9 protein-coding genes and 1 riboswitch are annotated in these 12,594 nt (G+C 69.5%); of the genes, 6 read left to right on the plus strand and 3 right to left on the minus strand.

Annotated elements, in window-relative coordinates:
• Positions 1-35: 35 nt before the first annotated feature.
• A riboswitch (cobalamin riboswitch) is annotated at positions 36-283 on the minus strand.
• 32 nt (positions 284-315) lie between these two features.
• Positions 316-927: a DUF6198 family protein gene (locus M0L44_RS01570; RefSeq protein ID WP_252767852.1), complete on the minus strand. Its 612-nt coding sequence runs from the start codon at positions 925-927 to the stop codon at positions 316-318.
• A 53-nt stretch (positions 928-980) separates the two neighbouring features.
• Between M0L44_RS01570 and M0L44_RS01575 the strand changes: the two genes are divergently transcribed.
• From M0L44_RS01575 to M0L44_RS01590, 4 genes are all read left to right on the plus strand, one after another.
• Positions 981-1,679 (plus strand): 3'-5' exonuclease, encoded by a 699-nt coding sequence (locus M0L44_RS01575; RefSeq protein ID WP_252767853.1) that lies wholly within the window; start codon positions 981-983, stop codon positions 1,677-1,679.
• 73 nt (positions 1,680-1,752) lie between these two features.
• Positions 1,753-2,364 (plus strand): DUF2242 domain-containing protein, encoded by a 612-nt coding sequence (locus M0L44_RS01580; RefSeq protein ID WP_252767854.1) that lies wholly within the window; start codon positions 1,753-1,755, stop codon positions 2,362-2,364.
• 127 nt (positions 2,365-2,491) lie between these two features.
• The gene (locus tag M0L44_RS01585; protein ID WP_252767855.1) at positions 2,492-4,474 is read left to right on the plus strand and encodes a methyl-accepting chemotaxis protein; all 1,983 of its coding nucleotides are present in this window, start codon (positions 2,492-2,494) and stop codon (positions 4,472-4,474) included.
• A 105-nt stretch (positions 4,475-4,579) separates the two neighbouring features.
• Positions 4,580-6,556 (plus strand): amidohydrolase, encoded by a 1,977-nt coding sequence (locus M0L44_RS01590; protein WP_252767856.1) that lies wholly within the window; start codon positions 4,580-4,582, stop codon positions 6,554-6,556.
• 19 nt (positions 6,557-6,575) lie between these two features.
• Here M0L44_RS01590 and M0L44_RS01595 read toward each other — a convergent pair whose 3' ends face one another.
• Positions 6,576-7,559 (minus strand): helix-turn-helix transcriptional regulator, encoded by a 984-nt coding sequence (locus M0L44_RS01595; protein ID WP_252767857.1) that lies wholly within the window; start codon positions 7,557-7,559, stop codon positions 6,576-6,578.
• A 140-nt stretch (positions 7,560-7,699) separates the two neighbouring features.
• Positions 7,700-9,955 (minus strand): helicase-related protein, encoded by a 2,256-nt coding sequence (locus M0L44_RS01600; protein WP_252767858.1) that lies wholly within the window; start codon positions 9,953-9,955, stop codon positions 7,700-7,702.
• Positions 9,956-10,147: 192 nt separating this feature from the next.
• On the opposite strand from M0L44_RS01600, the gene M0L44_RS01605 reads away from it, so the two are divergent.
• Both M0L44_RS01605 and M0L44_RS01610 read left to right on the plus strand, forming a co-directional pair.
• A complete protein-coding gene (locus tag M0L44_RS01605) occupies positions 10,148-10,315 on the plus strand; it encodes a hypothetical protein (protein WP_252767859.1) in 168 nt (55 codons plus the stop codon).
• Positions 10,316-10,360: 45 nt separating this feature from the next.
• Positions 10,361-12,550: a phosphocholine-specific phospholipase C gene (locus M0L44_RS01610; protein ID WP_252767860.1), complete on the plus strand. Its 2,190-nt coding sequence runs from the start codon at positions 10,361-10,363 to the stop codon at positions 12,548-12,550.
• Positions 12,551-12,594 lie beyond the last annotated feature (44 nt).

Here is a 12,594-nt window from a genome sequence, read left to right on the forward strand (position 1 = left end):
CCCGCAGGTCGTCACCCCATGGCGGAGGTGCCAAGGCACCCCACCCCCCGTTGGCCGGTATCCGGGCTGGCGGAACGACCCGTGCAGTCTTCCCGAGGGGATCACCCTCAGTGACCAGGTGCACGAGCGGCGGTGCGGGAGGACTGCTCCCGGACACCACGTCCGCTTACCGTTGCGGGGGCAGCGCAGGTTGGACGCATCTCGCGGAGAGTTGCCTTCCTGCTTCCCGTTTACCCCGAGCCATCAGAAGAATGGCCCAGGCACCAACAGCGTCGGAGTTTAGCACCGGCCCCTGGCTGGACCGCCCCGGGGCGGTCAGGTGCCGTTGTAGCGGCCGGGCCGGTGGTTGATGGCGATGAACAGGCCCATCACGACCGCGCCCAGCACCGAATAACCCAGCTTCGGCGGCGGCAACACCGCCGCCGCGGTGGCCAGCACGGCCAGGTCCATGGCGATCTGGATCTTGCCGGCCCGCCAGTGGCGCGACTGCTGCAGATACAGCGAAATGACCGTGGCCCCGCCCAGGCTGGCCCGGTGCCGCGCCAGAAACAGCACACCCGAGCCCAGCAGCAAGCCGCCCAGGATGGCGGCATAGGCCGGGTGCAGGCGGTCGATGGCGAAGAGCGCGGGCGAGAACTCCGTCATCAGCGACAGCAGCGTGATGGCACCAAAGGTCTTGAGCGTGAACTCGCGGCCCATGTGCTTCCAGGAGAAGCCATAGAACGGCAGGTTGATCGCGAAGAACAGCTTGCCGAAGCTGATGCCGGTGAGGTGGCTGAGCACAAAGGCCGCCCCGGCCGTGCCGCCGGTGATCATGCCCACCTGGTTGAACAGGATGAGCGCCAACGAGATGAACAGGGTGCCGGTGAAGATGGCCTGGGCATCCTCGAAAGGGGTGTGGGGAGACGGCGCGGTGAGATCGGACATGCGAAAGCTGAGGCAGGAACCGTGCCCACCCGCAGGCGCGGCACAATCCCCGCATGATCGCCGATTCCGCGGAGAACTCAGTAGAAACCCTAGCCGTCATTGACTTCGAAACCACCGGCATGGGCCCTCAGCAAGGCGCCCGCGCCACCGAGATCGCGGCCGTGCTGCTGCGCGGCGGCCAGGTGGTGGGCCACTACCAGAGCCTGATGCGCTCGGATGTGCGGGTGCCCCCCTTCATCGAGCGCCTGACCGGCATCAGCAACGCGATGCTGGCCCAGGCTCCGCCCGCGGAAGAGGTGATGCGCGAGGTGCTGGACTTCGTCGGCGACTGCCCGCTGGTGGCCCACAACGCCGCCTTCGACCGCGGCTTCTGGCTGGCCGAGGCCGCCCGTGCCGGCCGCCCGCTGGGCGAGGGCCCGGGCTTTGCCTGCACGCTGCTGCTGAGCCGACGCCTGTTCGACCAGGCGCCCTCGCACCGGCTGAGCGACCTGGCCGGCTGGCTGGGCCTGGCCCGCGACGGCCGGGCCCACCGCGCCCTGTCCGACGCCACCCTCACCGCCCATCTGCTGGCCCGCCTGCAGGACGAGGTGGTCCGCCGCTTCGAGGACCGGCTGGGAAACGGGCAGGCCGGGCACGCCACCCTCTGCCGCCTGCAGCGGGCGCCCCGCCACCGACTCGACCAAGCCCTGGGCGCCCGTCCGGCCGCCGCGGGCGGCACCCTCTGTCACACCGGGCCGGATAATCCCCTCTGATCCGACGCCATGTTTCCGGTGGGTATCCGCCGGGAACCTGTGGCCCGGAAACCGAGTCCTTGGGAGCATGAACATGAATCTGCCACGCGCCCGGTGGCGCCAAGCCGGCCTGTGGGCCAGCCTGCTGCTGGCCCTGACGGCCACCGGCTGCAGCACCGAGACCCGCAAGGCGGCCTCGGTCTACCAGAACGAACACTTCAAGGCGGATGAGACCTTTTCCCGGCTGTTCGATTCGGATGCCACCTCCACCTGCGAAGCTGCCCGCCTGGCCCTGCTGAGCCAGGGCTATGTGATCAACACGGCCAACAAGGACGTGGTGACCGGCAACAAGCGCTTCCAGCCCGACGGCGAGATGCATGTGGAGATCAACTTCACCGTGACCTGCGCTGCCGACCCGCGCGAGCCCAAGCTCTCCACGGCCTTCGTCAACGCGGTGCAGGAGCGCTATGCGCTGAAGAAGGCCTCCACCTCGGCCAGCGTGGGCCTGCCCGTGGGCTCGTTCTCCATCCCCCTGTCCTCGTCGGACGACTCGCTGGTGCGGGTGGGCAGCGAGACCATCCCCGCCGGCAGCTTCTACGACCGCTTCTTCGCCCTGGTGCAGCGCTACGTGCGCGAGCAGGCCTGCGGCGACAGCAGCGACAGCGACGGCGGGCGCTGCAGCGACGCCACCGCCCGGGGCAAGTAAGCCCGCCGGTCGGCGACCGGCAGGGTTCCGCAAGCGGAATCAGGAAGGGATCCACCCCGCATTTCGCCGAGTTGGATCAGGTCAGCCTGTCGAGAATTCAGGCATCCCTGACCAACTTCGGCCCACGATGTCCCTGCCCGCTTCGCAAGGCGCTCCTCGGCGCACGCTCGACTCCGGTTTCGGCGAGTTCTTCCGCTACCACGGTTGGTTGGCCCCGGGCGTGCGGCTGTTCCGGCGCTTGAGTTTTCCCGGCAAGGCGGCCTGGGTGTCCGTGGCTTTCATGATCCCGCTGGTCGTGCTGATGGGCTACCTGTGGCGCGATGCACAGAACCAGGTGCGTGCCACCCGGATGGAACAGGACGGGTTGCGCTACGTCGGCACGGCCATCGATCTGCTGCATGCCGCGCAGGCCCGCCGCCTGGCGGCCGTCGAGCAGGGGCCCGAACTGACTCAGCTGCAGCAGCAGGTGCAGAGCAGCTTCGACAAGCTGGAAGCCGCCCAGCGCCAGCACGGCGCGGACTTCAACACCGCGGAGAGCTTCGAGAAGCTGCGCAGCCTGCACGGCCCTCTGCAGACCCAGCCCACGGCCGGCAGCCCGGATGAGACCTTCGAGCGGCAGGACGCCTACGTCTCGGCGCTGCTGACCCTGGTGCGCGAGATCACCGACGGCTCCGGCCTGATCCTCGATCCCGAGGGCGACACCTACCACATGGTCGCCTTCTCGCTGGTGCGTGGCCCGCGGCAGTACGAGAACACCGCGCGCCTGCTGGCCCTGGGGCACCTGGCGCTGTCCAGCCAGCAGATGACACCCGAGCGGCGCACCCGCCTCGATGAGTGGCAGACCATGCAGCAGTATCTCGACGACGATGTCGAGAACGAATACGCCGAGGGCATCGAGGCCCACCCCGAGGTGGCAGCCCAGTACGACATGAAGGGCACCGACGCGGCCTCGGACGCCTTCCGCCAAGCCATCGACACCCAGCTGAAGGCCGGCCAGCTCAGCGGCACGGCCGCCGAGTTCCAGCAACTCGGCCAGGCCGCGGTGGACAAGCAGGCCGCCCTGTGCGTGGCCGTGGCCCAGCGCCTGCAGGACCGACTGCAGGCCCGCATCGACGGCCTGTGGCGCACCTTCTACCTGGAACTGGGCATGAGCCTGTTCTGCCTGGCCATTGCCGCCTACCTGCTGCTGGCCTTCTACCGGGTGATGATGGGCGGTCTGCGCGAGGTGTCCGAGCACCTGCGCCAGATCACCCAGGGCAACCTGACCACCGCCCCCACCCCCTGGGGCAAGGACGAGGCCGCCCAGCTGATGACCACGCTGGGCGAGATGCAGGCCAGCCTGCGACGCATCGTCGCCACGGTGCTGCAAGGCTCGGCCACGGTGCAGACCGCCTCGCGCGAGATCGCCTCGGCGTCCCAGGACCTGTCCCAGCGCACCGAGCAGAACGCGGCCAACCTGCAGGAGACAGCGGCCAGCATGGCCCAGATCGCCGAATCGGTGAAGGGCGCGGCACAGCATGTGCACTCGGCCGCCAGCAGTGCCAGCGCCAACGCCGAGGCCGCCCAGCGGGGTGGCGAGGCGATCAGCGAGGTGGTGCGCACCATGGAGGACATCCAGGCCGCCTCCGCCAAGATCGGCGAAATCATCGGCGTGATCGATGGCATCGCCTTCCAGACCAACATCCTCGCCTTGAACGCCGCGGTGGAAGCCGCCCGCGCCGGCGAGCAGGGTCGCGGCTTCGCGGTGGTGGCCGCCGAGGTACGCGCCCTGGCCGGCCGCTCCGCCACGGCCGCCCGCGAGATCAAGAGCCTGATCCAGAGCAGCATCGAGAAGGTGGAGAGCGGCACCCAGGTGGTCACACGCGCCGGCGAGATCATGCAGGACGTGGTGAGCAACGCCGGCCAGGCCAGCGGCCTGATGGGGACGCTGGCCGAGTCGGCGCGTGGCCAGTCCCGCAGCATCGGCGAGGTCGAATCCGCTGTGCAAGCCCTGGACAGCGCCACACAGCAAAACGCGGCGCTGGTGGAGCAGACCACCTCGGCCGCCACCTCGCTGGCCGACTCGGCCCACCAGCTCAGCCAGGAAGTGTCCTTCTTCAAGCTGGCCTGAGCGGCCACCGTGCATTCCCCACCCCTTCCGCATCTGTGGAGGGGGCAAACGGCCTGACCCGGACTAACTTGACGGCAAACGTCTTTTCATTTGCCGGAGTCCGCCATGTCAGGAAAACCCACCTCCTTCACCCGCCGCCGCAGCATGGGCGCCGCCTTCGTGGCCTTGCTGGCCCCCGCCGAAGTCCTCGTGGGCTGCAGCGGCGACAGCAGCACACCTGAAGCTGCCGACACCGTGCTGCGCAACGGCTATGTCTACACCGTGGACGGCAGCGACTCGGTGCAACAGGCCGTGGCCGTGCGCGATGGCCTCATCGTCCACGTCGGCAGCAACAGCAGCGCGGCCGCCTACATTGGCTCCAACACCCAGGTCGTCGACCTGGCCGGGCGCATGCTGATGCCCGGCTTTGTCGATGCCCACATGCACCCCCTGGCCGGTGGCCGCGCCCTGCTCCAGGCCAACCTGAACTACGCCCCGCTGACCCGCGCCCAGATGCAGACCCTCATCCAGGGCTTCCTGGACAGCACGGCCGACCAGGAGCCCGACACCTGGCTGGAGGTGGTCAACTGGGATCGCCAGAGCACCCAATCGCTGGACACCGACCCGACCAAGGAGACGCTGGATGCGCTGCACACCAGCCGCCCCATCCTCGTGCGCTCGTCCGACTTCCACACGGTGCTGACCAACAGCCGTGGCCTGGCCCTGGCCGGCATCACCCGGGACACGCCCGACCCCACGGGCGGCAGCTTTGACCGCGACGCCGACGGCAACCCCACCGGCATCTGCGAGGACGCCGCGAGTTGGGCCGTGTCGGCTGTCATTCCGCCCGACACCGAAGCCGATCAGCTCAACCAGGCCCGCGCCGCGCTGGCCCAGATGCGCAAGTCGGGGATCACCTCCTTCATGGACGCCGCCGCGGGCGACGCCCAGGGGGCGGCCTTCACCGCGCTGCAGAAGTCCGGCGAGCTGACCGCTCGCGCCTTCTTCGCCATCCAGATCGCGCCCGAGGATGCCGCCGCCGACCCCCGCGCTGCCGTGGCCGCCGCCGCAACGCTGGCCAACACCTATGACCAGGGCGAACCTCAGGTCACCCCCGGCATCCGCTTCCGCCACCTCAAGCTGTTCGGCGACGGCGTGGTCAACGCCCCGGCGGACACCGGCGGCCTGCTCACGCCCTACTTCACCAACGCGGGCACCGATGCCGAGCCGAACTGGGTGCCTGGCACCAACACCGGGGCCGACTACTTCCCGCCCTCGGTGCTCAACCCGCTGATGGCCGCCATTGCCAGCAGCGGCTTCGACCCCCACGTCCATGCCACCGGCGAGCGCACCGTGCGGCAGGTCCTGGACGCCGTGGCGAACGCCCGCACCCAGGTGTCCAGCACCACCTTCCGCCCGGTCATCGCCCACAACGAAACGGTGGCCGTGGCGGACTATCCCCGCTACGCCCAGCTGGACGTGATGGCCAGCTTCGCCTTCCAGTGGGCACAGCAGGCGGGCTATTCGGTGGGTGACACCCAGTACCACCTGGGCGAGGACCGCTTCCAGCGCATGGAGCCCTTCGGCAGCGTGCGCAACGCCGGGGCCCGGGTGGGTTTTGGCAGCGACTGGCCGATCGACCCCATGGACGAATTCCTGGCCCTCAAATGCGCCGTCACCCGTTCCGGCGACCCGCAAAACCCCAACAGCGCCGCCTACACCAACCCCGCCTACACAGGCCCCATCAACAGCGACCCGGCCCTGAGCCGCGCCGACACGCTGCGCGCCATCACCATGAACTCGGCCTGGCAGCTGCGCATGGAGGAAAACATCGGCTCCATCGAAGTGGGCAAGTACGCCGACCTCATCGTCCTGGAGAACAACTTCATGCTGGCCAGCGACGAGGCCCTGGGCCGCAACTCGGTGCTGCTGACCATGGTGGGCGGCACCGTGGTGATGGGCACGGGGGATTACGCGACTCTCAGCGCCACCCTCAGCACCAGCCGCGCCCGGCAGATCGAGCAAGCCCTCAGCTGGGGGGCCTACAACCCCTACGCTTGCCAGTGCGGCATGCCCCACAGCACCTTGCCGCGGCAGGCCTGATCGCCCACCAACTGGCCCACTAGCTGGCCGTGGCCCCGTCAAGTGCGGCCAGGCGGTGGATCAGCGCAACCCGGCTGCCCACGCCCAGGCGCTGGTAGGCGTCACGCAGGTAGGTGCGCACGGTGGCCGGGCTCAGGCCCAGTTCCTGGGCAATGGCCTTGTGCGACTGGCCCTGGGCAAAGCGCCAAGCCACGGCATGCTCGCGGGGCGGCAGGGGGCCGACCGAGGCCGGCCCGAGCGACAGCGCCAGCAGCTCGCCCTGGCGCTGCACCCGCAGCGCCTCGCGCCCGCCCAGGGGCAGCAGCCGGGGCGCCGGGCCGGTGGAGGTCAGCCACTCCCCAGGCAGCACCTCGCCCTGCCAGTCCTGCAGCTGCCGGGCCAGGGTCTGGGCCACCGAACGGCCGAGGTAGATCAGGCGGCCCTGGGCATCGCACAGCGCGCGCTGGTCGCCCTCCCCGGCCTGGGACAGGCCCAGCAGATCCCAGACCCGCTGCTGCCACAGCTGCATCAGATGCTGGCAGAACTCGCCGAAGACCATGGCCTCCAGCTCGCTGAACGCCCGTTCGTGCTCGCCCCGGTAGACCGAGACGAAGAAGCGGAAACCGCTGGCCGGCAGGTCCATCGAGATGGCCATGGCATGGAAGATGTCGTGCCGCCGCGAGAAGGACTCCAGCGCGTCGCCGGCCGAGCGGTGGCCGCTGGAACGGCAGACCTGGCCCAGGTGCCGCAGCGACTGCCGGGCAAACCGGTCGGCCTGGCCGACCTCGTTCCATTCCGCCCCGAAGGACAGGGCCAGGTGCAAGCTGCCATGCAGCCAGTTGGTGGGCGGTGCGTCGTCCAGCCCGGCAGAGCACTGGCCCCACCAGGCGCGCGAGAAGGGCACCAGCTCGGCCAAAGGTGCCAGGGCCTGGGCCAGCCAACGGGCCGACATGGGTTGCCGGGCCTGGCCCTGCAAGGCCATCACCTGCCGGCTGAAGGCCTGCACCCAATGGCCGGCCAACATGCCGGACCGCGCCCCGCCGCCTGCTGCGGCACTGCCAATCACCACCACCGTCTGCACCCCTGCCCCCTCCCCAGGGAGCCCATTGCAGGGAGCAAGGCTAGCAAGTTGCGGGCCGCCCGGCAGCGCCCACAAACCCGGGGTCAGCGCCGCGCTCGCCCCCCCTGGCGCATCTGCCACAGCGGCTTCTTGCCCTTGAGCTGACGCTCGATGCCGTCGTTGAGCCGGCTGCGCAGGCCCACCACCTCGTCCACCTGGCCGTAGATGCCCGGGAAGCGCAGGTCCAGCCACAGCCACAGCGTGCAGGTGCGCAGGGCCTGCTCCATGCGGTCCAGGCGGCTGTGCTCGTCCACCCCGTCCAGCACCGAGGGCCGGCTGACGCTACCTTTCTGCGCATGCTCCCAGGCCCAGCCCAGGAAGTCCTGCACCAGGGTCTCGGTGCGGGCGTCGACCGGCGCCTGGGCATAGACGAAACGGTCGCGCAAGCTCAGGGTGGCGGCGTTGCGGTCCAGCTCACCAGCCAGGTCCAGCATCTGCTCCAGCTCCGCCACCTCGAAGTGGGCGTTGTCCAGGCGCAGCTGCTCCATGAACACATCGAGCACCTCCTGCAGGCGCTGCTTGCCCAGGCGCTGGGCGATGGTGTTGACATGCCACCAGTTGGGCGCCACCGGTGCCTTGAAATTGCGCGGGGCCCGGGGCACGCGGGGCAGCAGTTCCTTAAGCGTGCGTGCGGCACCGGGCTCGGCCTCGTGCAGCACGCCGGTGAAGCCTTCCTCGTGCAGACCGAAACGGCCGGCCCGGCCGGCGATCTGGTGCACCTCGGACTCGGTCAGCGCCCGGTCGCCCACGCCGTCGAACTTGGTCATGGTGGAGAACAGCACGCGGCGGATCGGCAGGTTCAGGCCCATGCCGATGGCATCGGTGGCCACCAGGATGTTCGACTCGCCGGTGGCGAAGCGCTCGGCCTCGCGCCGGCGCACCTCCGGTGGCAGCGCGCCGTACACGACCGACACCGGATGCCCCACCGCGGCGATCTGGTCGCGCAGCATCAGCACCTCGCGCCGGCTGAAAGCCACCACCGCATCGCCCTTCTTCAGCGCCGCGATGGGCACCGGCGACTTCAGCAGGTCCACATGCTGCTTGCGCACGAACTTGCGCACCACCGGGCTTTCGCCGCAGAGGTTGAGCAGGCTTTCGATGGCCGGCACCGCGTACTCGGAACAGATGATCACCAGCTCGCGCGCGGGCACCGCCACGATGGCCTGGGTCCAGGCCCAGCCGCGCGAGTTGTCGAACAGCATCTGGGCCTCGTCGATCACAGCAACGTCGATCGGGTCGCGGGTGTTGACCATCTCGATGGTCGACGAGACGACGCGGGAGCCGTCGGCCGGCACGTTCTCCTCGCCGGTCAGCAGCGAGCAGGGCACGCCCTTGGCCACCAGACGGTCGCGCCCTTCCAGGGCCAGCAGGCGCAGCGGCGCCAGGTAGGCGCCGTCCAGGGCCTGGGACAGGCGCTCGAAGGCCGCGTGGGTCTTGCCGCTGTTGGGCGGGCCGACGAAGAGCGTGACCTGGCGCTTCAACTGGCGGGCAATGGGGAAGCTGTCCGGGTAGCCCTGAAAGGCGAGTTCGTGGTTCAGGCTGGAGAGCGTCTGCTGCTCGTTGACCTGGCGTTCCCAGCGGTCCTGGGCCCGGGTACAGGCAGCCTTCAGGTCGGCCAGGCTCTGCGGGCGCAGGCATTCGGCCTGAAGGCGTGGCAGCAGCGAGTCCATCGCCTTCTCGTCGCACCAGGCGCTGCGCTCGGCCAGGGCATCCAGATGGGCGGCCAGCTCGGCCGCGTCAGGCCAGCGCGGTTGCTCGGCCAGCCCGCCCAGCAGGGCCCGCTTGTCGCCATGGCGGAAGTAGGCCCAGACCGGCTCGGCCGAAATGGGGGCCCGAAAGCCCACGTCCAGCCCCTTGCCCTGCCAGGCCGCGTGGCGCACCGGCAGCGGCTGGCGGAACTGGCGCTCCCAGCCATCGCCCGGCCCGTCCTGGGTGGCGCGGGTGATGCCCAGGGCCTCCAGCGTGGCGGCCCGCTCGATCATGAGCGTCCGGGTCTCGCGGCCCACGCCCACCTCGTCCAGGTGGCGCAGCGCGCTGTCGATCAGGGTGGGTGAGATCCAGCGGCTGGGCCGCTGGTGGGGCACCGCCTTCTGCAACAGGATCAGCCCCAGGCCGTCCAGGTGCTGCTCCAGATCGGGACTGTCCTCGGGGATGAAGTCCGCCGGCTTGACCACCTGCGGCAGGTTGTAGGCGCCTTGCCGTACCCGCTCAAGTTGCTCCGGCGTGATGTGGGCCGGCACGCGGCTGGCATGGCGGGGCTGGGGGAGCTTGAAGGCGGGAGCGGCGGCTGGGTCAGTCATGGATGCGGGAATGAAAAGCAAGCTGGATTGTCCGCGTTTCGGGGCGTCAGACAACGCCTCCCAGGCAGAGCGGCGCGAGCCGTGCATCCTAACGAATGCACAGAGTCACACAAATGCAAATAAGTGCACATAGCATGACCCGCATCCCGGCTCACGACCGGGCCTCAACCCAGCTCCTCCGATTCCCACACCATGACCCACATCCCCTCCGAAGGCACCCGCCTGCCCCGCTGGCTCGGCCTGCGCGCCTGTCTGGCGCTCTGCCTGGGCCTGAGCCTGGCCCTGGCCGGCTGCGGCGACAGCAGCAACAACGACAAGGGCTCCGAAGGCCAGTCCCGCAACCTGCGCTGCGCCCCCTGATCCCGCCCTTCCTGCCTCGTCCACGCTGTCACCCGAACTCACACCATGACGCAATCCCGTCGCCACTTCCTCCGCTCGCTGGCAGGCACCGCCGGTGCCGCCACCGCGTTCTCTGCCTTCCCTCCCGCCATCCAACGCGCGCTGGCCATTCCGGCCAACCAGCGCACCGGCACGATCCAGGACGTCGAGTACATCGTCATCCTGATGCAGGAAAACCGCTCCTTCGACCACTACTTCGGTGGCCTCAACGGCGTACGCGGCTTCGCCGATCCCTTCCCCATCCCCGTGCCGAACAGCGGTGACATCGCCGGCAAGACGGTCTGGTCGCAGCCCAACGCCAGCGAGGGCGCCGCGCCCTCGGTCATCGCCCCGTTCCACATCAACACGGTGCAGACCTTCGAGTACATGCGGGTGAGCGGCACGCCGCACAGCTGGTCCGACGCCCAGCACGCCTGGGACCACGGCCGCATGAGCCAGTGGACGACCTACAAGAACAACCACGCGATGGCCTACTTCGGCGCGAAGGACATGCCCTTCCAATACGCGCTGGCCAACGCCTTCACGATTTGCGACGCCTATCACTGCGCCTCGCAGACCGGCACCAACACCAACCGTCTGTTCCAGTGGACCGGCACCAACGACGGCCTGGGTAAGGGCAACGGCCCGGCCACCTACAACGACTACGACTGGTTCGATGCCGACAACGGCGATGGTGGCTACACCTGGACCACCTACCCCGAACGTCTCGAGGCCGCCGGCATCAGCTGGCAGGTCTACGAGAACATGGACGACAACTTCACCGACAACCCGCTGGCGGGCTTCCACAGCTTCCGTGACGCCTGGTTCCAGCGGCCGGGCTACTCCGAAGCGCTGCGCCAGCGTGGCGTCAGCACCCGCGACCTGGACAAGCTCAAGGAGGACGTGCTGAACGGCACGCTGCCGCAGGTGAGCTTCATCGTCGCCACCGCCGAAGGCTCGGAGCACCCCGGCCCCTCCAGCCCCGCCCAGGGCGCGGAATACACCGCCCAGGTGCTGGACGCGCTCACCGCCAATCCGGACGTCTGGAGCAAGACCGTCCTGATCCTGAACTTCGACGAGAACGACGGCTTCTTCGACCACGTGCCGCCGCCGGCCCCGCCGTCCTATGTGAGCTGGAACGCCGACCCGGCGCAGGCGGTGCTGGCCGGTGCCAGCACCGTGGACACCACGGCCGAGTACCACGAGATCCTGGTCAGCTACCACAACACGCCCAGCGAGGCCGAGCTGCTGCACCGGCCCTACGGCCTGGGCCCGCGGGTGCCGATGTACGTCATCTCGCCCTGGAGCAAGGGCGGCTGGGTCAACTCGCAGGTGTTCGACCACACCTCGGTGCTGCAGTTCATCGAGAAGCGCTTTGGCGTGAAGGAGACCAACATCTCCGCCTGGCGCCGGGCCGTCTGCGGCGACCTGACCAGCGCCCTCAACTTCACCAGCCCGAACGACGACAGCTTCCTGGCCAGCCTGCCGGACACCACCGCCCTGGCGGCCAAGGCGCGCGCCCTGCCGGGCCGCACCACGCCCGTGCCGCCCAGCGACGCCCAGATGCCCGAGCAGGCCCAGGGCGTGCGCCCCTCGCGGGCCCTGCCCTATGAGCTGCACACGCACGCCACGGTGGCGCCGGCCGACCAGCAGGTGACGCTGGACTTCGCCAACACCGGCAGCGCCGCCGCCGTGTTCCACGTCTACGACCGCCTGCACCTGGATGCCCAGCCGCGCCGCTACACGGTCGAGGCAGGCAAGCAGCTGCAGGGTGTGTGGTCGCTGGCGGCCGACCAGGGCGCCTACGACCTGTGGGTGCTGGGCCCGAATGGCTACCACCGCCACTTCACCGGCAGCGCCAGCGCGATCGCCAGCGCCAGCCAGCCCAACCCCGAGCTGAAGACCTGCTACGACGTGGCCAACGGCGACCTGCAGCTGAGCCTGCACAACACCGGCACGGCGGCCTGCACCTTCCAGATCACCGCCAACGCCTACCTGAGCACCAGCGCGAAGAAGCGCACGGTGCAGCCAGGCGCTACCGAGACCTTCATCTGGGGCCTGAAGGACAGCGGCCACTGGTACGACTTCAGCGTGACCGTGGACGGGTTGAGCGGCTACAGCCGGCGCGTGGCGGGCCGTGTCGAGACCGGCAAGGACTCGGTGAGCGATCCGGCCATGCACGGCACGGCGGTGGCCGATCAGCTCAAGGTGGGCTGAGCATGCCGGGGCGGGCCGGCGTGCGGCCCGCAGCCGGCCCATCC

Origin of the sequence: Ideonella oryzae (assembly GCF_024055665.1) — a bacterium.
In the GTDB taxonomy this organism is placed as follows: Bacteria; Pseudomonadota; Gammaproteobacteria; order Burkholderiales; family Burkholderiaceae_C; genus Ideonella; species Ideonella oryzae.

Excerpts from the sequence above, each read along its gene's own strand:
- M0L44_RS01575 (WP_252767853.1), top strand. The coding sequence starts at position 981 with ATGATCGCCGATTCCGCGGAGAACTCAGTAGAAACCCTAGCCGTCATT.
- M0L44_RS01600 (WP_252767858.1), bottom strand. The coding sequence starts at position 9,955 with ATGACTGACCCAGCCGCCGCTCCCGCCTTCAAGCTCCCCCAGCCCCGC.
- M0L44_RS01590 (WP_252767856.1), top strand. The coding sequence starts at position 4,580 with ATGTCAGGAAAACCCACCTCCTTCACCCGCCGCCGCAGCATGGGCGCC.
- M0L44_RS01580 (WP_252767854.1), top strand. The coding sequence starts at position 1,753 with ATGAATCTGCCACGCGCCCGGTGGCGCCAAGCCGGCCTGTGGGCCAGC.
- M0L44_RS01570 (WP_252767852.1), bottom strand. The coding sequence starts at position 927 with ATGTCCGATCTCACCGCGCCGTCTCCCCACACCCCTTTCGAGGATGCC.
- M0L44_RS01585 (WP_252767855.1), top strand. The coding sequence starts at position 2,492 with ATGTCCCTGCCCGCTTCGCAAGGCGCTCCTCGGCGCACGCTCGACTCC.
- M0L44_RS01610 (WP_252767860.1), top strand. The coding sequence starts at position 10,361 with ATGACGCAATCCCGTCGCCACTTCCTCCGCTCGCTGGCAGGCACCGCC.
- M0L44_RS01595 (WP_252767857.1), bottom strand. The coding sequence starts at position 7,559 with ATGTTGGCCGGCCATTGGGTGCAGGCCTTCAGCCGGCAGGTGATGGCC.
- M0L44_RS01605 (WP_252767859.1), top strand. The coding sequence starts at position 10,148 with ATGACCCACATCCCCTCCGAAGGCACCCGCCTGCCCCGCTGGCTCGGC.